Annotated in this window: 19 protein-coding genes; 17 read left to right on the forward strand and 2 right to left on the reverse strand. The window is 64.6% G+C overall.

Annotation, left to right across the window (positions count from 1 at the left end):
- A partial coding sequence (locus PHP91_RS13170) for a transposase (RefSeq protein WP_300141448.1) occupies positions 1–261 on the forward strand: 261 nt, incomplete at its 5' end.
- A gap of 256 nt (positions 262–517) precedes the next feature.
- Here the strand turns inward: PHP91_RS13170 and PHP91_RS13175 are convergent.
- The gene (locus tag PHP91_RS13175; RefSeq protein WP_300141451.1) at positions 518–733 is read right to left on the reverse strand and encodes a hypothetical protein; all 216 of its coding nucleotides are present in this window, start codon (positions 731–733) and stop codon (positions 518–520) included.
- Between the two features lie 405 nt (positions 734–1,138).
- Between PHP91_RS13175 and PHP91_RS13180 the strand changes: the two genes are divergently transcribed.
- The 10 genes from PHP91_RS13180 (at position 1,139) to rpsT (ending at position 13,432) form a co-directional block, all read left to right on the forward strand.
- Positions 1,139–1,780: a peroxiredoxin gene (locus PHP91_RS13180; protein WP_300141454.1), complete on the forward strand. Its 642-nt coding sequence runs from the start codon at positions 1,139–1,141 to the stop codon at positions 1,778–1,780.
- Between the two features lie 194 nt (positions 1,781–1,974).
- Complete coding sequence (locus PHP91_RS13185) at positions 1,975–2,475, forward strand: chemotaxis protein CheW (protein ID WP_300141457.1); 501 nt, start codon at positions 1,975–1,977, stop codon at positions 2,473–2,475.
- A 96-nt stretch (positions 2,476–2,571) separates the two neighbouring features.
- Positions 2,572–6,054 (forward strand): transcription-repair coupling factor, encoded by a 3,483-nt coding sequence (mfd, locus tag PHP91_RS13190; RefSeq protein ID WP_300141459.1) that lies wholly within the window; start codon positions 2,572–2,574, stop codon positions 6,052–6,054.
- 6 nt (positions 6,055–6,060) lie between these two features.
- Entirely contained in the window at positions 6,061–7,176 is a 1,116-nt protein-coding gene (locus PHP91_RS13195; protein WP_300141461.1) for a peptidylprolyl isomerase, read from the forward strand.
- A 123-nt stretch (positions 7,177–7,299) separates the two neighbouring features.
- Entirely contained in the window at positions 7,300–8,208 is a 909-nt protein-coding gene (locus PHP91_RS13200; RefSeq protein WP_300141464.1) for a SurA N-terminal domain-containing protein, read from the forward strand.
- 27 nt (positions 8,209–8,235) lie between these two features.
- Entirely contained in the window at positions 8,236–9,255 is a 1,020-nt protein-coding gene (locus tag PHP91_RS13205) for a helix-turn-helix domain-containing protein (protein WP_300141467.1), read from the forward strand.
- Positions 9,256–9,281: 26 nt separating this feature from the next.
- Positions 9,282–10,040 carry a DNA repair protein RecO gene (recO, locus tag PHP91_RS13210; RefSeq protein ID WP_300141470.1) on the forward strand — a complete coding sequence of 253 codons (759 nt, stop codon included), beginning with the start codon at positions 9,282–9,284 and terminating at the stop codon, positions 10,038–10,040.
- Positions 10,041–10,053: 13 nt separating this feature from the next.
- A complete protein-coding gene (gene glyQ, locus PHP91_RS13215) occupies positions 10,054–10,923 on the forward strand; it encodes a glycine--tRNA ligase subunit alpha (RefSeq protein WP_300141473.1) in 870 nt (289 codons plus the stop codon).
- A gap of 27 nt (positions 10,924–10,950) precedes the next feature.
- Positions 10,951–13,062 carry a glycine--tRNA ligase subunit beta gene (glyS, locus tag PHP91_RS13220; RefSeq protein ID WP_300141476.1) on the forward strand — a complete coding sequence of 704 codons (2,112 nt, stop codon included), beginning with the start codon at positions 10,951–10,953 and terminating at the stop codon, positions 13,060–13,062.
- A 103-nt stretch (positions 13,063–13,165) separates the two neighbouring features.
- Positions 13,166–13,432, forward strand: coding sequence for a 30S ribosomal protein S20 (rpsT, locus tag PHP91_RS13225; RefSeq protein WP_300141479.1), 267 nt, complete (start codon positions 13,166–13,168; stop codon positions 13,430–13,432).
- A 75-nt stretch (positions 13,433–13,507) separates the two neighbouring features.
- On the opposite strand, the gene PHP91_RS13230 is transcribed toward rpsT, so the two are convergent.
- Positions 13,508–14,182, reverse strand: coding sequence for a Crp/Fnr family transcriptional regulator (locus tag PHP91_RS13230; protein ID WP_300141482.1), 675 nt, complete (start codon positions 14,180–14,182; stop codon positions 13,508–13,510).
- 102 nt (positions 14,183–14,284) lie between these two features.
- On the opposite strand from PHP91_RS13230, the gene PHP91_RS13235 reads away from it, so the two are divergent.
- From PHP91_RS13235 to PHP91_RS13260, 6 genes are all read left to right on the forward strand, one after another.
- A complete protein-coding gene (locus tag PHP91_RS13235) occupies positions 14,285–15,601 on the forward strand; it encodes a 4Fe-4S binding protein (RefSeq protein WP_300141485.1) in 1,317 nt (438 codons plus the stop codon).
- A 29-nt stretch (positions 15,602–15,630) separates the two neighbouring features.
- A complete protein-coding gene (locus PHP91_RS13240; protein ID WP_300141488.1) occupies positions 15,631–16,410 on the forward strand; it encodes a 4Fe-4S binding protein in 780 nt (259 codons plus the stop codon).
- A 19-nt stretch (positions 16,411–16,429) separates the two neighbouring features.
- Complete coding sequence (locus PHP91_RS13245) at positions 16,430–16,747, forward strand: cupin domain-containing protein (RefSeq protein WP_300141491.1); 318 nt, start codon at positions 16,430–16,432, stop codon at positions 16,745–16,747.
- Between the two features lie 2 nt (positions 16,748–16,749).
- Positions 16,750–17,424, forward strand: coding sequence for a nitrite reductase (locus tag PHP91_RS13250; protein ID WP_300141494.1), 675 nt, complete (start codon positions 16,750–16,752; stop codon positions 17,422–17,424).
- Between the two features lie 201 nt (positions 17,425–17,625).
- Positions 17,626–18,993, forward strand: a complete 1,368-nt coding sequence (trkA, locus tag PHP91_RS13255; protein WP_300141497.1) for a Trk system potassium transporter TrkA — start codon at positions 17,626–17,628, stop codon at positions 18,991–18,993.
- Position 18,994: 1 nt separating this feature from the next.
- Positions 18,995–20,452, forward strand: coding sequence for a potassium transporter TrkG (locus PHP91_RS13260; RefSeq protein ID WP_300141500.1), 1,458 nt, complete (start codon positions 18,995–18,997; stop codon positions 20,450–20,452).
- The last annotated feature ends 604 nt before the right edge of the window (positions 20,453–21,056 follow it).

Raw genomic sequence — 21,056 nt, forward strand, 5'->3', positions numbered from 1 at the left:
GCCTATCTCGGCCTGGCCCCGGTGATCCGGCAAAGCGGTGGCGGAAAGGGAAAGTCGTTTATCCGACCGGTGGGGCAACGTCGCTTGCGAAGCCTGCTCGTGGAAGCGGCCTGGGGCTGGAAGCAACGAGATGAATGGGCGCGGGAGTTCTACAATCGGATTTTGGGCCGACACGGCGTGCCGCAAAAGGCGATCACCGCGCTGGCTCGAAAGCTGGCCGCATTGCTGTGGAAGCTCAGCTTGCCTCCGGCAACGGCCTGACGGATCGCGGGGGGCTTTAGGTAGCATAGACTACGAACAAAAATTGCGATCCAAAACAACTACCGTACCGAATCGGTACTTGGTGCCGCAGAGCACGAATAAGAAAAGGAATACACTCTATTAGCCGCAATGGTGAGGGTAGAGTCTGGCCTGTGAACAGTCGAAGACAGGGCAAATGGGAGGGATTGACATGGGGCCGCATAAGAAAAGCCCCCGATCCTGGATCGGGGGCTTTTTTCATGCTTGTCGCGGCGGGCTAGAACTGGCCCTTGCAGCAGGTCCGGTATTGCAATTCCTGCAGGATCACGCGCTCGTATTCGGGGTTGTAGTCCACGTCCACGGCCTCATCCTGATCGAGCATCTTTGCAAGTTGTTGTGTCTCCTCCCAAAAATCGAGCAGTTCCTCATCGGCCAAACCTTTTATCTGTTCTTCCAGAGAGCCCTGATCGGAAAAGGGAGCGTATTGACCCATGCGGCAGGCCGTCCTTTTGGTGAAAATTTCAAGAATAACAATCCGCTAGCTGCAAATTGAGGTTTACATTAGTCCTTTATGCCCCATGCGTCAATACCGTATGAACGCCTTGGAAGGAGGGAGCGGGATGCCGGCATCGCGCAATGCCTGCGCGCGACATTCCGCAAGTCGTGCCGGTTTGATGCAACCACCTCTGCACGACTTGATTTCACACGATAATTTTCTATGTGAGAAAAATTATCATTTTACTTGCCATCGGCTGAAAATTTCTGTAGACCCAAACAAATAGTAAGAATTCTCATTATCAATAAGTATCGGATGCCGGTCCGAAAGAGGCCGGCCGAGACGTGAAAACAACAGGCCCCGGAAGAAGGCGGGCCGCCAACAACGCAAAGGAGCGCCATCATGGAAAACAGCTTTCCCCTCATCGGTGAAAAATTCCCCGAAATGACCGTTACCACCACCCAGGGCAAAATCAACCTGCCGGGCGACTATGCGGGCAAATGGTTCATCCTCTTTTCCCATCCGGCCGACTTCACCCCGGTCTGCACCACCGAGTTCGTGGCCTTCCAGAAGCGGCACGCCGACTTCAAGGCCTTGAATTGCGAACTCATCGGCCTGTCCATCGACCAGGTCTTCTCCCACATCAAGTGGATCGAGTGGATCGAAGAGAAGCTCGGCGTGACCATCGAGTTCCCGGTCATCGCCGACGACCAGGGCGCCATCGCAAGGCGGATGGGCATGTTGCACGAGTCCAAGGGCACCAACACGGTCCGCGCCGTCTTCATCGTGGACGACAAGGGCGTTGTCCGGACCATTTTCTACTATCCGCAGGAGCTGGGCCGCAACATGGATGAACTGCTGCGCGCGGTCCGGGCGCTCCAGACCTCGGACGGCAACGGCGTGGCCATGCCCGCCGGCTGGCCCAACAACGAACTGATCCAGGACAAGGTCATCGTCCCGCCCGCCGCGGACGTGGCCAGCGCCAAGAAGCGCCTCGACGAGTACGATGGCTTCGACTGGTGGTTCTGCTACCGCAAGCTCTAGCCCCCCTCGGAGATAGACCGGCTTTCGGGCCCGGCCGCCGCGCTGCGGGGCCGGGCCCTTTCGCCTCTCCGGAGGAGGGGCGTCCGTCCGTTTTGGCCGACCTTCTTTTACCATTGACAAAGACAGGTCGGATTGACACATTGAATGCACTGTAAATTGCAGGCATTAACGTGCCGACCCACGACGAGGTAGACATGAGCGTTGATATCGAACACGGCGTCGAACTAGAAGAAAAAGAGAAGGATCAGGAACTGATCCAACTGGTCACCTTCAGCATCGGCGAAGAGGAGTTCGGGGTGAACATCCTCCAGGTCCAGGAGATCATCCGGACCATGGACATCACCCGCGTGCCCCGCGCGCCCGAGTTCGTCGAGGGCGTGATCAACCTGCGCGGCAAGGTCATTCCCATCGTGGACATGCGCAGCCGTTTCGGCCTGGCACACAAGGAGCACGACAAGTACACCCGCATCATCGTCATCGAGATCGACATGATCATCGTCGGTTTCGTGGTCGATTCGGTGTCCGAGGTCCTGCGAATTCCGGCCAACTCCGTCCAGCCGCCGCCGCCGGTGGTCGCGGGCATGGACTCCGACTACATCGACGGCGTGGGCAAGCTGGAGGACCGTCTGCTTATTCTTCTCGACCTCGATTCCCTTCTCGACAACGAGGAGAAGGAAGCCCTGACCGCCGTATAGGACGTGCACTTAATTGATGACAAGCCGCCTTGCTCCCGATAGGGATGGGGCGGTTTTTCATTTTCAGCAGGGACCGTGAGCCGGTCCGCCCGACACATGCCATCGATCTTCCCCCAAGCCATCACCGACTTCATCAACGGCGCGGCCGACACGGTCCGCGTCTTCAAGAGCGGCGTGGCCACGCAGTCCTTCGTGGCCAGCGCGCTGCTGGCCAAGGGGACCAACACCGTGGTCGTCGTGCCGGGCGCGTCCGAGTTCAAGCAGATGCGGGCGTTGCTCGACCTGTTCTCCGCCCCGGACCAGGATCGGCCCGTCTGGGAGCGGCAGTGGGTGACGCTGCCGCCGCACCACGCCCGCAAGCCCGACGCCGAGGCCTGGGGCGAGCGCTGGGCGGCACTCTACGCCCTGGTCTATGGCCGCCGCCCGGCGGGCGTGCTCATGACCGCGGACAACCTCTTGCCGTTCTGGCCGGACCCGGAGGTGCTGCGCGGCAATTGGATCACGCTCGGGCGCAACGAGGACATGTCGCCGGACCTGCTCGTCGAGCAGCTCGTCTCCTGGGGCTATACCCGGCGCAAGATCGTCTCCGGCCCCGGCGACATGGCCGTGCGCGGCGACATCCTGGACATCCAGGCCCCCGGCTACGACCTGCCGGTCCGGCTCGAATTCTTCGGCGACACCCTGGACGAGATCCGGCTGTTCGACCCCGCCACACAGCGGTCGAAGACCGGCCTGGACGAGTTGGTGCTCCTGCCCGTGGCCCCCGGTCTGACCTCCGGGGCCTACCCCGACGACGCGCGCCGGGTCTGGAAGCGCATGCGCGCCACCGGCGAGATGCGCCCGGCCGACGAGCAGACGCTCCTGGAGCGGCTGGAGGCGGGCGACGGCTTCATCTGGCCCGGCCTTTACTACGCCGATCCCGTGGGCCTGGAGGCCTACCTGCCGGAGGGGGCCGCGTTCCTGCTTTCCTCGGGCGGGGCGCTCAGGGCCCGGCTGGAGGACCAGGACCAGGCCTGGCGGGACCTGATGGACGAGCAGGAACGCCAGCAGGGCGTGCACTGCCCGGTCCGCTATTTCATCCGCACCCAGGAGGTGGCCCGCTCCGCATGGCAGGGCGCGCGCCAGATCGTCTTCGAGGAGCTGACCCTGGGCCGGGAGAAGAACGGCATCGACCTGCCTGAGACGCCCTATGGCGATTTCACGGACATCTTCTGGAAGCCCGAGGCCTCGCGCCGCCCGTGGTCCGCTCTGGTGGGCGGGATCAAGGAGTGGCTCAAGACCGGGTTCCAGACCATCCTCAGTTTTCGTTCGGAGCGCAGCCGGGCCAAGTTCCTCAAGCTGGCCGAGCAGGACCAGTTGCCCATCGCCCTTGAGTATTCGCCGCGCGCCGCCGGGCTTTTCGCCCTGGTCAGCCCCCTGCGCAAGGGCATGGAGCTCGGCTGGTGCGGGGTGCGCATCCTGGGCGAGGAGGTGCTTCAGCCCGAGCCGCCCCGGGCGCGCGAGGACCGGGCCAAGGGGTTCATCGGCCTGGAGAAGTACGACGACCTCTCCGAAGGCGACCTCCTGGTCCATCGCGAATACGGCCTGGCCCAGTTCGGCGGCCTGCACCACATGCGCATCGGAGACGCGGCTAACGACTACCTGCTGCTGTTCTTTTCGGGCGAGGACAAGCTCTACCTGCCCGTGGACCGGCTCAAGCTGGTTCAGCGCTTCAAGGGGCCGGAGGGGGCCAAGGCCCCGCCGCTGGACAAGCTGGGTGGGGCCCGCTGGGCCGCGACCACGGCCCGGGTGCGCAAGGCCATCGAGAAGATCGCCCACGAGCTGGTGGAGATGTACGCCTTCCGCCGAGTGGGCAAGGGCTATTCCTACGGGCCGGTGGACGAGATGTACGCCGAGTTCGAGGCCACCTTCGGGTTCGAGGAGACCCCGGACCAGGAGCGGGCCGTGAACGACGTGTTCCGCGACATGGAGAAGCCCGAGCCCATGGACCGCCTGGTCTGCGGCGACGTGGGTTTCGGCAAGACCGAGGTGGCGCTCCGGGCCGCCTTCCGAGCCGCCCTGGAGGGGCTCCAGGTGGCATTGCTCTGCCCGACCACCGTGCTGGCCGAGCAGCACTACCAGACCTTCACCAAGCGCATGGAGGGATTCCCCGTGCGCGTGGGCATGCTCAGCCGGTTCGTCCCGCCCAAGCGGCAGCGGACCATCCTGGAGGCCGCGGCCAGGGGCGAGATCGACATCCTCATCGGCACCCACCGCATCCTCTCCAAGGACGTGGAGCTGCCCAACCTTGGCCTGCTCATCCTGGACGAGGAGCAGCGCTTCGGGGTCAAGCACAAGGAAAAACTGAAGTATTTTCGCCAGAACATCGATGTGCTCACTCTGACGGCCACGCCCATTCCCCGCACCCTGCAGCTCTCCCTGTCCGGCATCCGGGGGCTCTCGGTCATCGAGACCCCGCCCAGGGACCGCAAGCCCGTGGAGACGGCCATCACCGAGCGGGACAAGTCCTCCCTCAAAGGCATCCTGGCGCGGGAGCTGGAGCGCGGCGGCCAGGTCTACTGGGTCTACAACCGGGTCAACGGCCTGGAGCGGGTGGCCGAGTTCGTGCGCGAGCTGGCCCCGGACGCCCGGGTCGCCATGGCCCACGGCCAGATGACCGAGAAGGCGCTGGAAGAGGCCATGCGCGGCTTCTGGCACGGCGACATCGACGTGCTGGTCTGCACGGCCATCGTCGAGTCCGGCCTGGATTTCCCCAACGCCAACACCCTGATCGTGGACCAGGCCCAGCTTTTCGGCCTGGGGCAGCTCTATCAGCTCCGGGGCAGGGTGGGGCGCAGCGAGCGTCAGGCCTACGCCTATTTCGTTGTTCCGAGCGTGGACGATTTGTCGGAAATCGTCCGTAAACGCTTGCGTATCATTCTGGACATGGATTATCTGGGGGCAGGATTCAAGGTCGCCATGGAAGACCTGCGCCTGCGCGGCGCCGGGAACATCCTGGGCGAGGCGCAGTCGGGCCAGATCGCCAAGGTCGGGCTGGAGCTTTTCCTCGAAATGCTGGAGGAGGAGGTCCGCCGGGTGCGCGGCCTGGAGGACGAGCGGGCCTCGGAACCGGAGCTCAACTTCGTGTTCGAGGCGCACATCCCGGGCGGCTACATTCCCGACGCGCGGGAGCGGCTCCGGTATTATCGGGCCCTGTCCTCGGCCGGGGACGACCGGACGCTGACCGAACTGGAAGCCGAGATCCGCGACCGTTTCGGCCAGTTGCCGGAGCCGCTGGACACCTTCCTCGGCATCCTGCGGCTCAAGCAGACCCTGGGGCGCCTGCGCGTGGCCAGGGCCGAGCTCTATCCCGGCCGGGCGGTCCTGACCTGGACGGACCAGGCCGTGGCCGTGAGCCCGGAACTGCTCCTCGCCTGGGTGGGCCAGCGGGGCGGCAGGGCGCGGATGCTGCCCCCGGCCCGGCTGGAGTTGCGTTACGCCGAGGCCGGGTCCCTGCGCCAGGCCCTGGAGGACGCGGCCGTCGAGTTGGACGAGATGCTGGACGCCTCGCCCGACGCGCGGCCGAATCATGATCAGTGAGTGTGTATGTTTAAGCGATCGTTCATATATCTGATGTTGATGCTGCTGGTGGGCTGCTCCGGCAACGCCGACGACATGGGCATCGTGGCCCGGGTCAACGGCTCGCCCATCTACCTTTCCCAACTGGAGTTCCAGTACGACCAGTTCCAGTCCGACACCGCCGGAGCCTACGTGCCCAGCGTGGAGAAGCTCCGGACCGAATACGGCGACATCCTGACCGAGCTGATCATCCAGGAGCTGGTGGTCCAGGAGCTGAACGGCCAGGACATCGGCATCACCGACCACGACCTGCTCAAGGCGGAGGAGGAGGTGCGGGCCGACTACCCGGACGGCGCCTTCGACCAGATGCTCATCGAGGAGTGCATCGACCTCAAGGCCTGGCGCGTGCAGTTGCGCAACTACCTGGCCATGCAGAAGTTCTATCACCAGGTGCTCCGGCCGCAGATCAAGATCGACTACAAGGAAGCGCAGGAATACTACCGCGAGCACATCTCGGACTTCTACCTGCCGGAGAGCCTGCGCATCCTGGTGGTCCGGGGCCCCAGCCGCGAGATCGTGGAGCGGGCCGTGGAGAAGTACCTGGCCGAAAAGGACCAGGTCAATCTGGCCACGGTGTTCGGCGAAGTGGAGACCCGCGAGGTCGTGGTGCGCGAAGGGCGGCTCTCGGCCGCCTGGAAGAGCGCGTTGGCCGGGGTGCAGCAGGGCCAGTCCAGCGGCGTGCTGACCGACCGCTTCGGCTTCGAGGCCCTGGTGCTTCAGGAGCGCAGCCCGGCCAAGGTGCTGGCCCCGGCGCAGGCCTACCCCCTGGTGGAGAAGGCCCTGCTGGAGAGCAAGCTGCGCGACGCCTTCGCCGCGTGGCTTGGTAAGGCCGTGGCTTCGGCCGAGATCACCGTGAGCAGTCACCTGCTGCCGTCCCGGGAGGGGGCCGGAGACAAGGTCTCGGATGACGCGGATACCCGGCATCAGGAAGAGATGAGGGACGAGGCGGCCCGGGAATCCGCTCAGGAGCCGACCGGGGATTCCGTCCAGGACCCGGCGCAGGAATCGCCACAGGACTCATCACAGGAACCGGCCTCGCTTCCGGACGGGGTCATGGACGACGCCAACGGCACCGGCATCTAAGTTTGTGCACTCGTTGCATGATTTTCATAAAGGGACTAGAGTCCGACAAATTGGCAAGCACTCCCCCGACCACGGGGTTTCGAGGAGTACCTAGTGTTGCATTGTTTTCGTTGTGTCGTCTGGTTGGCCATACTGCTGATGCCCCTGTCCGCCCATGCGGCGGAGGTGGTCTATGACCGGATACTGGTCAAGATCAATGACGACATCATCACGCAGTACGACCTGGATGAGGAGATGAAGCCGATCCTCGCCAAGGTCAACGTCAAGGGCCTCTCGGCGTCGCAGAAGGAGCAGCTCAAGGAATTGAGCAAGCAAACCCTCGAAAAGATGATCAATGACAAACTCATGGCCCAGGAGATCAAGAAGTACGGCATCGATGTGCCGGACAAGGCCGTGGACGACGAGATAGACAAGATAAAGCAGGAGCGGAATCTGACCGATGAGCAGTTTGCGGCGATGGTCAAGGCCGACGACTTGACCGTCCCCGAGTTCCGGGTCCGGATGAAGGGGCTCATCGAGAAGCAGGAGCTCCTGGGTTACATGGTCCACAGCAAGGTGCTGGTGACCGACTCCGAGATCAAGAAGGAGTATGAGGCGCACCGCGATGATTACCTGCTGGAGAAGATGGTCGAGTTGGGCATCATACTGCTCCCGCCCGACATCTCGGCCGTGGAGGTCAGGAAGCGAATTCAGGACGGCGAAATGACTTTTGCCGAGGCGGCCGCGAAGTACAGCGTTGGCCCCGGAAAGGACAAGGGCGGCTCCATCGGCGAGATGGACTGGGGCGACCTGGCCGACGACTGGAAACAGTCCATCGACGGCGTGCCCGTCGGCGGCGTGGGCCAGCCCCTTCAGGTCCAGGGCAAAGAGGCGTTGCTGTCCCCGATCAAGATCGTCGAGGATCGGCTCGTCCCCCTGGATGACGTCAAGGATGACATTTCCAATCGGTTGATGCAGAAGAAAAGGGAAGCCATTTTCAAGGATTACTTTGATAAATTGAAACAGAGCTCAGTCATCGAATACATGCAATAGCGCGTATTTTCCAAGTGGGGTAACGTAATGGATTTCGAGGAAGTCGGATCGATCCTGCGAAATGAGCGGGAACGGAAGGGACTCAGCATAGAAGTGGTCATGGAGGCCACGAAAATCAGCAAGACCAACATTCTGGCCATGGAGAGCGGCGACAAGTCCGGTCTGCCGCATCCGGTGTACGCCAAGGGTTTCGTCAAGAGCTATGCGCGGTATCTCGGCCTGGACGGCGACGACCTGTGCATGGTGGTGGACCGGGAGTACCAGGATCACACCAACATGCCGAGGGAGCACGGCTACGAGGTCGCTCCCCTGGCCGAAAAGGCCTTTCACGACCATGAAGGCGGCGAGGGGCGAAAACGCAGGAGCGGGTTGCCGCTCTTCCTCGTCATCGTCATTCTCGCGGCCCTGGCCGGAAGCATCTTCTTCCTTGCCCAGCGCAAGGATGCCGACAAGGCCGTGACGCCCGCCGCCACCTCCGAGAAGACGCAGGCGCCGGCCGCTGCGGCGCCTGCGGCCGCGCCTGATGCCGCGCCCGCTTCCGAGGCGGCTCCCGCCGGGGAACCGGGCGAGCCCGCCGCCGGACAGCCCGCCGCCAGCCAATCCTCCGCCGACCTGCCCGGCGCGGCGGCACAGGCCGAAACCGCTCCGGCGGAGCCGGCCATCGCGCCGCCCGTGCCGCCACCCGCCAGGCAGGAGGCCGCGGCCAGGGACAAGGCCGCCGACCTGGTCACCGTGGGCCGCAAGGACGAGGACGCCGCCAAGGCCTCGGCCGAGGAGGAACAGGCCAAGCAGAAGTACGACCACATCCTGGTCATCCGCGCCACCACGGAGAAGGGCTGCTGGATCGGCGTCTGGAAGGGCGACGAGGTCCAGATGACCCGTGACTTCGTGCTCAAGGAAGGGGAGCCGCTTCGGCTTATGTTCAACTATCCTAGACGGATACGCATTGGCAACGTGGCCGGTGTCTCCGTCTCCTACAACGGCAAGCCCTATTCGCTGGATCAGAAGAAGGGCAACATCCAGACCCTGACCTTCGGCGCGGAGTAGGGCGCCCTGCCGCCGGGGAGAACTCCGTGAACACCACCGAAAAGGCCCTGGTGCTCAAGGTGGGGTGTTTTCGGGAAGCGGACTGCTGGGTCCGCCTGCTCACCCCGTCCCGAGGCATCTTCAACGGCTTCGCATTTGGCGGCACCCGCAGCCGACGCCGCTTCGTGGGTTGCCTCGATCCTCTCAGCCACGTCCTCTTTTCCATCGGCTCCGGCAAGCGGGGCGACTACATCATCCTCGAAGAAGGCTCGCTGCTGAGCAATTTTCCCGGCGTTCGCACGGACCCCGGCCGCACCGGCATGGCCGTGAACTGCGTCAAGTTCGTGGAGGCCGTGGGCGTTGACCCCGGCGACGCGAAGCCCGTCTACGAGCTCCTCCTCGAAACCCTGTCCATGCTGGAGTCCGGCGGGGGCAGCCCGGACTTCGCGCCCTGGCTTTTCCGGGCCAAGCTCGCCTTCGAGCTGGGGTTCGAGCCCGACTTCCTGGCCTGCGGCCGCTGCGGCGAGCCGGTGGGCACCGGCGACGGCTACCGTTTCGCCGTGGAACGCGGCCAGGTGGTTTGTCCGACTTGTCTTTCGGGCGGGAAACCGTTAGAGGGTCTTGCTCACCCTCTCTCCAGCGGAGTTTTGCGCGCCCTGGACTGGGTGCAGCGCAGCCGTCCCGCCCAGTGGGCCTCCGTGGCCATGGACGCCGACGTCCGGCGGCAGGTGAGCCGCCTCATCGAGCTTTTCGTCGCCTACCACCTGGGACTTTCCTGGGAAAACGGCGTGTATAAAAAGGTATGATTCGGAGTCATTGATGAACTTTCAAGATGTAATACTCAAGTTGCAGGCCTTCTGGGCCGACTACGGCTGCGCCATCGTCCAGCCCATGGACGTCGAGACCGGGGCGGGCACCTTCAACCCCTCGACCTTCTTCCGGGTCATCGGCCCCGAGCCGTGGAAGACCGCCTACGTGGAGCCTTCCCGCCGTCCGACCGACGGCCGCTACGGCGAGAACCCCAACCGGTTGCAGCACTACTACCAGTTCCAGGTTATCCTCAAGCCGTCGCCCGACAACGTCCAGGAGCTGTATCTCCAGAGCCTGGCCACGCTGGGCATCGACACCGCCGAGCACGACATCCGCTTCGTGGAGGACGACTGGGAGTCCCCGACCCTGGGCGCCTGGGGCCTGGGCTGGGAGGTCTGGCTCAACGGCATGGAGGTCACCCAGTTCACCTACTTCCAGCAGGTGGGCGGCATCGACCTCAAGCCCGTGTCCGTGGAGATCACCTACGGCCTGGAGCGCATCTCCATGTATCTCCAGGAGAAGGAGTCGGTCTACGACCTCAGGTGGAACGACGAGATCACCTACGGCAACGTCTACCACGAGAATGAAGTGGAGATGTCCAAGTACAACTTCGAGCTTTCCGACGCGGACATGCTCTTCGACCTCTTCAACAAGTTCGAAGCCGAGTGCCTGCGCCTGTGCGAGGAGCGGCTGCCGTATCCGGCGTATGACTACTGCCTCAAGTGCTCCCACTCCTTCAACCTGCTCGACGCGCGCGGAGCCATTTCCATTACCGAGCGCGCCACCTACATCGGCCGGGTTCGCAACCTGGCCTCCCGGATCGCCAGGCTCGTCGCCGAGCAGCGCGAGGAGATGGGCTACCCGTTGCTGAAGAAATAAGACCGAACAAATAGAAGAGTTATCGACATGGCCGAATTCATACTGGAGATCGGAACCGAGGAAATGCCCGCCCGCTTCGTGCCCAAGCTGGCCGAAGAGCTGAAGGCGGTGTTCGCCGACCTGCTCGCGGGAGCGATGGTCGAGAACGGCGGCGTGGACACCTACGCCACCCCGCGCCGCATTGTCGCCCATGTGGCGCAGATGGCGGACGCCCAGCGCAAGCAGGAGGAGACCGTCACCGGCCCGCCCGTGCGCATCGCCTACGACGCCGACGGCAACCTGACCAAGGCTGGCGAGGGCTTCGCCAAGACTCAGGGCGTGGCTCCGGACGCGCTGTTCACCCAGACCACCGACAAGGGCGACTACCTGGCCGCCCGCAAGATCGTGGGCGGCGGCGCGACCCTCGACATCCTCCCGGCCCTGTGCGTCAAGGCTGTGGAGTCCCTGTCCTTTCCCAAGAAGATGCACTGGGGCGGCTACGACTTCGCCTTCGGCCGGCCCATCCGCTGGCTGCTTTGCCTGCTCGGCGAGGCGGTGGTGGAGTTCTCCATCGAGAACCTGACCTCCGGGCGCGAGACCCGCGGCCACCGCGTCATGGGCCCCGGCCCGTTCTCCGTGGCGGGCGCGGCCGACTATTTCGCCGTGGTCCGCGACGACGCCAAGGTGGTCATCGACCCCGAGGCGCGCAAGAAGACCATCGTGGAGGAGGGCGACCGGCTGGCCGCCGGACTCGGCGGCAAGATCGTCTGGGAGCCGGGCCTGCTCGAAGAGGTGGCCAACCTCGTGGAATTCCCCCGCCCCCTCATCGGCGACATCGACCCCCGCTACCTGGAGCTGCCGCGCGAGGTCCTGCTGACCTCCATGCAGTCGCACCAGAAGAGCTTCGGCGTCGAAGGGCCGGACGGCAAGCTGCTGCCGCACTTCCTGACCACCCTGAACCTGGAGCCCAAGGAGGTTCCGCTGGTCAAGAAGGGGTGGGAGCGGGTGCTCAAGGCCCGGTTGGAAGACGCCCGCTTTTTCTGGGAGGCGGACTGCAAGGCCGACTTCCAGTACTGGCTCGACAAGCTGGAGCATGTGGTCTTCCTCGGCCCCCTGGGCTCGGTGGGCGACAAGTCGCGCCGCATCGAGAATCTCTGCGGCCGCCTGGCCGGGACCCTGGGCGAGTCCAAGTCCATCCTGCCCGGCGAGATCGAGAAGTACGCCAGGGCGGGCCGCCTCTCCAAGGCCGACCTGGTCTCGGAGATGGTCAACGAATTCGACACACTCCAGGGCAAGATGGGCGGCATCTACGCCGAGCGCGCCGGGAAGGGCGAGATCGTCTCGCGCGGCATCTACGAGCAGTACCTGCCCGCCGGTCCCGACACCCCGGTGCCGTCCAGCCTGGCCGGAGCCCTGGTCTCCATGGCCGACAAGGCGGACACCCTGGCGGGCTGCTTCGGCCTGGGCAAGACGCCCACCGGGGCCAATGACCCGTACGCCCTGCGCCGCTGCGCCCTGGGCATCGCCCGGATCATCATGGAGCACGACCTCTCGATCAGCCTGGGCGACTTCCTCGCCTGGGCCCGAGAGGCCTATGCCGACGGCATCAAGTGGAAGCTCGGCGCGGTCGAGGGACAGGAGAAGCTGCTGGAGTTCTTCGCCCAGCGGCTGCGCGCCCTGTTCACCGGCCAGGGGTGCGAGACCCGCGTGGTCGACGCCGCCCTCGGGGCCGGTTTCGACGACGTCCGCACCCTCAAGGCCCGGCTCGACGCCCTGGCGGCCTTCAGCCGCGAGGAGGACTTCGGCCAGGCCGTGCTGACCTTCAAGCGCGCGGCCAACATCATCCGCAAGCAGGGTGACGAGGCCGGCCAGCCGCTGACCGGCAACTACGACCCTGAACTCTTCGAGGACGAGCACGAGTCCGCCTTCGGCGCTCGCCTGGAGGAGATGGCCCCGCACTTCGACGACCTCTGGGAGCTGGGCGATTTCGCCGGGCTCTTCGGCCTGCTGCGCGAGCTGCGGCCCAGCGTTGACGGCTTTTTCGACAACGTCATGGTCATGTGCGACGCCTCCGACGTCCGGCTGAACCGGCTCAATCTGCTCAAGGCCCTGGTGGACCGGCTGGGCCGGCTCGCCGATTTTAACGCCCTGCAGGTCTAAAAAGACTTGACATAAAAGGGAGAGTCCATATAAAAGGCTCTCCCTTCATGGGAATAAAAGCAAAAATCGCGTTTATACGATAAAAAGATCAGGAGTTACTACTTTGGCCAATCACAAGTCCGCCCTCAAGAGGCACCGTCAGAGCTTGAAGCGTCGCGCCCGCAACCGCATCTCCAAGACCCGCATCAAGAACACCGTCAAGGCTGTTCGCGTGGCCATCGAGGAGAAGGATGCGACCAAGGCCATGGAGGCCCTCAAGGCCGCCACGTCCGTCCTGGACAAGGCCGCCCGCAAGCAGGTCATCCACGCCCGCCAGGCTCAGCGCCGCGTCGCTCGCCTCCAGGCCGCCATCAACAAGATCGAGGCCTAGCCTCTTTCCGTTACGATTTCCGTAGCCCGCCACACATCCGTGTGGCGGGCTTTTTGCGTTGGTTCGCGGAGCGGCTCAGCGCCCCTCGTCGGCCAGGTCCTGGAGCCCGTCCTGGTCGAGGATGGTGATTTCCTTGCCCCTCAGTTCGATCAGCTCCTCGTCGGCGAAGCGCTTGAAGATGCGCGAGAGGGTCTCCTGGATCGTGCCGAGATAAAAGGCGATCTGCCCCTTGGGCAGGTCGAGCTTGAATGTGTCCGTCCCGTGGGACGAGCGGAGTAGGAGCAGGTAGGCGGCCACGCGCGAGGGCGTCTCCTTGAGAGTCAGGTCGTCCACCTTGTTGACCAGGGTCCGCAGCCGCCCGGCGAGCAGGGCCATCATCTTGAGGGCCATGTCCGGCTCGCGGCCGAGCATGTCGCGAAAGTCGCGGCGCGGGATGAACAGGGTGTCGCTCTCTTCCAGCGTCTGGGCCGAGGCCGGGAAGGTCGAGCCCTGGAACACGGCCACCTCGCCAAACATCTCGCCGGGGCCGAAGACGTGCAGGATGTGCTCCTTGCCCGAGGGGGAGGTGCGGAAGATCTTGACCCGTCCGGTCAGCACGGCGAAGAAGCCGCTGGCCTCGGCCCCGGACTCGAAGAGCAGGGCGTCCCGGGGCGAGGTCCGGATCACGGCGATGTCCGCCAGCTTGGCGCACTGTTCGTCCGGCAGGCCATGGAAGAAGCGGACGGTCCGGATGGCTTCGGCGGTGTTCATGCGTCTTTTTCCCTTATCATTGTCATTTTCTCCGGTACGTTTGATTTAAGTCATGGCCCGGCGGGTCGGAAAAGTCCAGTCTGGGGCCACGGAGACCGAGGAATGCGACACGCCATGCCGACAATGACCATCCTGGCCCTGCTGCTGGCCGGGGCCCACGCGCTCAGGGGAGCGGACCACGGCCTGGCCGCGGCCTTCGCGTTCCTGGCCTGCCTGGTTCCGACCCGGCGCGCCTGGGTGCGACCGGTGGCGGCCGTCGCGCTGCTCTGGGCCGCCTGGGCCTGGGCGGACGCCACGGTCCAGTTCCTCCGCTTCCGCATGGCCCTGGACCTGCCGTGGGCGCGGCTCGCGGCCATCCTGGCCGGGGTTATGGCCGTCAACGGCCTGGCGCTGCTGGCCCTGGGCACGGACGCGGCCCGGTCGTTCTTCCGCAAGGACGCGGCGCAGGGCGCGGCCAAGGCGGCCGTGTGTCTGCTCACCGTTTTCGGCCTGGCCATGGCCCGCGCCAAGGTCCCGTTTCCCGTGCTGCTGGCGGACCGCTATTTCCCCGGTTGGGGCTGGGCCGAGATCGCGATCCTGGCCTGCTATGCCCAGTGGGTGTTCGGCCGCATGGCCGAACCCGAGGGGCACCGGGCGGTCCGGCCGCGCATCTGGGCCCTGTTTTCAGCCGTCTTCTTTCTGCAACTGGCCCTGGGGCTCTCCGGAATGGAGGACATGCTCATGACCGGACGGCTGCACCTGCCCGTGCCCGCGCTCATTGCGGCAGGGCCGGTCTTCCGTGGCGGCGGATACTTCATGCCCATCCTCTTCGGCGTCACGGTCCTGCTGGTGGGCCCTGCCTGGTGCAGCCACCTGTGCTACATCGGGGCCTGGGACGACGCCATGAGCCGGGCCCGCAAGGCCTCCCGGCCCGACGCGCGGCTGCGGCGGCTCGGCGTCGCCGGACGGGGCGCTGCCCTGGTCCTGTGCGTTGGCGCGGCCTGGCTGCTGCGGGTCATGGGCGCGCCGATGATCGTGGCCGTGCTCGCGGCGGCGGTCTTCGGGCTCGTGGGGGTGGGCGTCATGGTCCTGGTCTCCCGCCGCCGGGGCGTTATGGCCCATTGCAGCGCCTACTGCCCCATGGGGCTGGTGGCGGGCGTGCTCGGCAGGCTGTCGCCCTGGCGCATCCGCGTTGACGACGGCTGCACCGGCTGCGGCGCGTGCTTTTCCCGCTGCCGATACAACGCCCTGGACGCGGCGCGGGTCGAGGCGGGGAGCCCGGCCCTGAGCTGCACCCTTTGCGGCGACTGCTTGTCCGCCTGCGCCCAAGGGCGGATCGGCTACGCCTTTCCCGGCCTGCGCTCCGGCGCGGCCCGGACGTTGTTCCTGATATTGGCCACCAGCCTGCACGCCGTGTTTCTCGGCGTGGCCAGGATATGAATTCCAACCCGTACAAGAGAGAGGAAAACATGGTCACGAGAAAGATGATCTCCATCGACGAGGAGCTGTGCAACGGCTGCGGGCAGTGCGTGCCCGCCTGCGAGGAGGGCGCGCTGGCCATCGTGGACGGCAAGGCCCGGCTCGTGAAGGAAATCTATTGCGACGGCCTGGGCGCGTGCCTGGGCGACTGCCCCACGGGCGCGCTCAAGGTTGAGGTGCGCGAGGCCGAGGACTTCGATCCCGAGGCCGTTCGCGCCAACCTGACGGCCCAGGGCCGCGCTGTGCCCGGCCATATGCCGGACCCGGCCAGCCTGCGCATGGGCGGCAGGCCCAAGGGCGGTTGTCCTGGCGCGGCTCTGCATGCCATGACCCCGTGCCAGCAGGCCAACATGCCGCAGGCCCAGGCTCCCCAGGCCGGTCCGGCCTCGGGCTCGGCTCTGGGCCACTGGCCGGTCCAGCTCCGGCTGGTGCCGCCCACCGCGCCCTTTCTCAAGGGGGCGGACCTGTTGCTGACCGCCGACTGCGTGCCCGTGGCCCTGCCGGGCTACCACGGCCAGTTCGTGCCCGGCCGCGTGGTGCTCCTGGGCTGCCCCAAGTTCGACAACCAAATGGAATACATTGAGAAGCTGGCGCAAATCGTCACGCAGAACGACCTCAAGTCCATCACCGTCATGGAGATGGAGGTTCCGTGCTGCGCGTCCATGACCGCCATCCTGAACCAGGCCTTCGAGCGCGCGGGACGCCGGGTCAACACCATCCGCGTCACCGTGGCCCGCAACGGCGCGATCCTGGCCATGGCCCCGCTGTAACCCCGGAAAGGGAGGAAACATGAAGAAGATTGAACTGTTCAAGGAAAACGGCTTCAAGGACAAGACGTTCTCCAACTATTTCGTCCACGAGTCCGCGTACATGAAGGTTATCAACTTCAACTTCAAGGCCGGCCAGGAGCTGCCCGTGCACGCCCACGACCTTGAAGGGGAGCTGGCCATCGCCGTCCTGGAAGGGAAGGGCGAGTTCCTCGGCGCGGACGGCGCGTCCATGCCCGCCGCGCCGGGCGACGTCCTGGTCTCCGCCATCGCGGAGCCCCACGGCGTCCGGGCCGTCACGGACATGCGAGTCCTGGTAACCATAACCCCGCCGATCTGATCATGAAACACGACGCACTCATCGAGGAAATGCCGAAGGGCGCCCTGGCCCAGGCGGGCGGGGGCCTGTATTCCGTCACCCCGCGCATGCCGCTGGGATGCATCTCGCCGGAACAACTGGACATCATCAATTCCGTGGTCCGCGACTTCAACCTGCCCGGCGTGCGCGTCACGGCCGGGCAGCGGCTCAAGCTACAGGGCATCCCCAAGGACCAGGTCCGGGCGGTCATCGACCGGCTCGGCCCGGTGGGCGAGTTTTGCCACTACTACGTCCAGGCCTGCCCCGGTTCCGCCACCTGCCGCATGGGCATGCGCGACTCCATGGCCATGGGCGAGCGGCTGGAGACCTTCCTGAACACCGTCACGTTGCCGTGCAAGCTCAAGGCGGGCGTCTCGGGGTGCTCCATGTGCTGCGCCGAGAGTTACGTGCGCGACGTCGGCCTGGTGGGCAGGAATGGCGGCTGGACCGTGCTCTTCGGCGGCAACGCGGGCAAGCGGGTGCGCACGGGCGACGTGCTGGCCGAAAACGTCTCGGACGACGAAGCGCTGGCGATCATCGCCCGCGTCCTCGACTTATACGCCCGCGAGGCGAAGAGCAGGGAGCGCACCGCCCGGTTTGTCGAGCGCGTGGGCGTCGAGGCCGTCCGTAGGGTTGTTTTCGGCGGAAACGCGCCGTAGCGATTTGCAATACCCAACGGACGCCATTTCGCCGTCCGGCAAAGGTCGACGGGACGCCAAACCTTGGTCGGGGGCGTCCCGTTTCGCTTTCAACGGACTCGAATCACAGGGTTTGTTCTGCCGGTGGCAATGTTGCGCTGGTCGCAAAAGACGGGTACAAGACGGATGTTGCATATCGTATCAATCTCGCGGAGTTGTCATTTGCGCATCATCATTGTCGGGGCCGGCGAAGTCGGCTTTCACATCGCCCAGCGGCTGGCCGTGGAAAACAAGGAAGTCGTGGTCATCGACAAGAGCCCCGAGGCGTTGCGCAAGGTGGCGGAGACCTCGGACGTGCAGACCATCCAGGGCGCGGGCAGCAGTCCCGAGGTCCTGGAGGACGCCGGAATCGCCCAGGCGGACATTCTTCTCGCCGTCACCGACAGCGACGAGATCAACCTCATCGCCTGCGTCTTCGCCAACCTGCTCAATCCGAACATCACCAAGCTGGCCCGAATCCGGGCCGGTATCTATACGAATTACAAGCATCTGCTTACGGGCGACTCGGTCGGCATCACCAAGATCATCAATCCGGATGAAGAGGTGGTGAACTCCGTCCTGAGGCTCATGAGCGTGCCGGGAGCCGTGGAGATCAACGAGTTCGCCGGGGGCAAGATCCGGCTTCTCGGCATGTACCTGCCGCCCGAGAGCCCGGTTGTCGGCGCGCGGCTGATGGAGCTCCGCAGCCGTATCGGCAACGACCTGGGGCTGGTCATCGCCGCCCTGGTCAGGGACGACAAGCTGATCATCCCGAGCGGCATGGACCGCATTCAGGAAGGCGACGTGGTCTATTTCGCCTGCGACATCCGGGAACAGGAAGATATCCTCCGGCGGCTCGGGGTCCACGTCGAGCCGGTGCGCGAGGTCATGATCGTCGGCGGGGGCAACATCGGCTACAAGCTGGCCAAGGCCCTGGACAACAAATACTATCATACCAGGATACTGGAGAATCGGCAGAAACGGTGCGAGTTCCTCTCCGAGCGGCTGGACCGGCCCATCGTGCTCATGGGCGACGCCACGGACCAGGAGATCCTGCGCGAAGAGAACGTCCACGACATGGACATGGTCATCGCCGTCACCGGCGACGAGGAGACCAACATCCTGACCTGCCTGCTGGCCAAGAGCCTGGGGGCCAAGCGCACCGTCACCCGGGTCAATAATTTCGGCTATATGCCGCTCATCGAGCCCATCGGCATCGACTATCTGGTCTGCCCCCGGCTCTCCGCCATCAACTCGCTGCTGCACTACATCCGCAGGGGACGCATCATCTCCTCGGTGAGCATCAAGGGCGAGGAGGCCGAGGCGCTGGAGGCCATCGCCCTCAAGGATTCTCCCATCGTGGGCAAGGCCATCAAGGACCTGGACTTCCCGCGCGGGAGCCTGGTCCTCTGCTTCCAGCGGGGCGGCGAGATCATCATGCCGCGCGGCGACTCGGTCATCGAGCCCGACGACCGGCTGCTCATCATCTCCACCCGGCAGAACATCCCGAAAGTCGAGAAGGTGCTGACCACCAAGGTGGAGTTCTTCTAGGATGCGCTGGCGCTACGTCCTGCACGTCATTGGCGCGCTGGTCGCCTGCGTGGGCATGACCATGGTCTTCGCCCTGGGCTGGGGGCTGTGGTACGGCGACGGGACTGCCGGGCCGCTGGCCATGTCCATGGTCATTTCCGTGGTCTGCGGGGCGCTGATGTTCGCGGCGTTTCGCGACCCGTCCTTCCGCCGCACGCCCATGACCCACCGCGAGGGCATGGCCATCGTGGCCCTAGGCTGGTTCGCGGCGGGCGTGGCCGGGGGACTGCCGTTCTACCTGGGCGGCACCTTCCACACGGTGGTGGACTGCGTGTTCGAGTCCCTGTCCGGGTTCAGCACCACGGGCTCGTCGGTGCTGGAGAACATCGAGGCCGTGCCGCGCGGCATCCTGTTCTGGCGCAGCCTGACCCACTGGCTGGGCGGCATGGGCATCATCGTCTTTTCCCTGGCCATCCTGCCGTTTCTCGGCGTGGGCGGCATGCAGCTCTACAAGGCCGAGGTGCCGGGCCCCACGCCGGACAAGCTCAAGCCGCGCATCAAGGACACGGCCGTGACCCTGTGGAAGGTCTACGTGCTTTTCTCCGCCCTGGAGACCTTGCTGCTTCTGTTCGGCGGCATGGACCTTTTCGACTCGCTCTGCCATACCTTCGGGACCATGGCCACTGGCGGGTTCTCCACCCGCAACGCCTCGGTAGCCGCCTATCAGAGCGCCTACATCGACTACGTCATCACCGTCTTCATGCTCATCGCGGGCGTGAATTTCTCCCTGCACTACCTGCTGCTCAAGGGACGCCCGGCGGCACTGCTGCGCGATCCGGAGTTTCGCACCTTTGCGGTCATGTATCTGGCCTTTGTCGCCGTTATCGCCGTGGCCGTGTATATGGATGGGGAGTACCGGAGCGTGGCCGATTCCGTGCGCTACACCTCATTCCAGGTGGCCTCCATCCTTACCACCACCGGGTTCGCCACGGCCGATTACGAGATCTGGCCAGGCATCGCCCAGGCCATCCTTCTTTTTTGCATGTTCGTGGGCGGCTGTGCCGGGTCCACGGGCGGCGGCATGAAGGTCATGCGCATCATGCTGGTCCTCAAGCATTCCTACCATGAGCTGTTCCGGCTCATCCATCCGCGCTCGGTCAGCCGGGTCAAGATGGGCAGGATCGTGGTCCAGGACGATGTGCTGAGAGGCGTCTGGGGCTTCTTTGTCCTGTGGATCGGCCTGTTCGTGCTGGCCGCCTTCATCGTGGCCGCTTCCGGGGTGGACGTGGTCACTTCGTTCGCCGCTTCGCTGGCCTGCATCGGCAACATCGGCCCCGGCATAGGCATGGTGGGGCCCACCGAGAACTTCGCCTGGCTGCCCGCCACCGCCAAGTGGACCCTGACCTTCTGCATGGTCTTGGGCCGCCTCGAAATCTATACCGTCATCATCCTCTTCGTCCCGGAATTCTGGCGCAAGTAACGGTAATCCCGGCGCATCTGGCAGGAATTGCGGCCAATTCGGCTTTATCGGCCCGCACCAACGCTTTTTTGGGTATCTAGATAAAGTCTAGACTTGCGGCCAACAGGGCGGAATCAAGCGGTTTCTATGCGTGACTTTTTCTAGACTTTATTCAGAATCATTGGCGCACAACGGATTGCGCGGATCGGAGGGCGAAATGCTGGGATAATGGGGAGCTGAAGGCGGTCCGCCGGATTTTAGGTCGGAATGGCGGCCGGATAGGGATGTTTATTGATGTAATCGTCTGGAATGGACCGAGATGATCGATGGGAAAATGGCGGCGAGGGAAGCGGAATCTGTGAGGGTGAGATGGTTGGGATAGGCGAGGGGGGGGGGGCGGTTAGGGACGGTGTTGGATGGTGCCGGGATGGGAGTCCGCCCCGTCAGTTCCCAGGAACGCCGGGTAGGGGGACAGAAATACCATGTCGGCACTCCTGAGTTTTGCTGGTAACAACACCAGTGAAACCAAAACAAACGGGAGGCCGACATGGCGAAGCTCAAGGTATCATCAGTCCATCGGTTTGTAGAAGCTTTTCGTGGCGAAGAGATTCGGATCGGCGTCGAC

Source organism: Pseudodesulfovibrio sp. (assembly GCF_028692895.1).
Classification (GTDB): Bacteria; Desulfobacterota; Desulfovibrionia; order Desulfovibrionales; family Desulfovibrionaceae; genus Pseudodesulfovibrio.

Coding starts and splice junctions, on each gene's coding strand:
- PHP91_RS13175 (WP_300141451.1), bottom strand. CDS start 733: ATGGGTCAATACGCTCCCTTTTCCGATCAGGGCTCTCTGGAAGAACAG.
- PHP91_RS13180 (WP_300141454.1), top strand. CDS start 1,139: ATGGAAAACAGCTTTCCCCTCATCGGTGAAAAATTCCCCGAAATGACC.
- PHP91_RS13185 (WP_300141457.1), top strand. CDS start 1,975: ATGAGCGTTGATATCGAACACGGCGTCGAACTAGAAGAAAAAGAGAAG.
- mfd (WP_300141459.1), top strand. CDS start 2,572: ATGCCATCGATCTTCCCCCAAGCCATCACCGACTTCATCAACGGCGCG.
- PHP91_RS13195 (WP_300141461.1), top strand. CDS start 6,061: ATGTTTAAGCGATCGTTCATATATCTGATGTTGATGCTGCTGGTGGGC.
- PHP91_RS13205 (WP_300141467.1), top strand. CDS start 8,236: ATGGATTTCGAGGAAGTCGGATCGATCCTGCGAAATGAGCGGGAACGG.
- glyQ (WP_300141473.1), top strand. CDS start 10,054: ATGAACTTTCAAGATGTAATACTCAAGTTGCAGGCCTTCTGGGCCGAC.
- glyS (WP_300141476.1), top strand. CDS start 10,951: ATGGCCGAATTCATACTGGAGATCGGAACCGAGGAAATGCCCGCCCGC.
- PHP91_RS13230 (WP_300141482.1), bottom strand. CDS start 14,182: ATGAACACCGCCGAAGCCATCCGGACCGTCCGCTTCTTCCATGGCCTG.
- PHP91_RS13235 (WP_300141485.1), top strand. CDS start 14,285: ATGCGACACGCCATGCCGACAATGACCATCCTGGCCCTGCTGCTGGCC.
- PHP91_RS13240 (WP_300141488.1), top strand. CDS start 15,631: ATGGTCACGAGAAAGATGATCTCCATCGACGAGGAGCTGTGCAACGGC.
- PHP91_RS13245 (WP_300141491.1), top strand. CDS start 16,430: ATGAAGAAGATTGAACTGTTCAAGGAAAACGGCTTCAAGGACAAGACG.
- PHP91_RS13250 (WP_300141494.1), top strand. CDS start 16,750: ATGAAACACGACGCACTCATCGAGGAAATGCCGAAGGGCGCCCTGGCC.
- PHP91_RS13260 (WP_300141500.1), top strand. CDS start 18,995: ATGCGCTGGCGCTACGTCCTGCACGTCATTGGCGCGCTGGTCGCCTGC.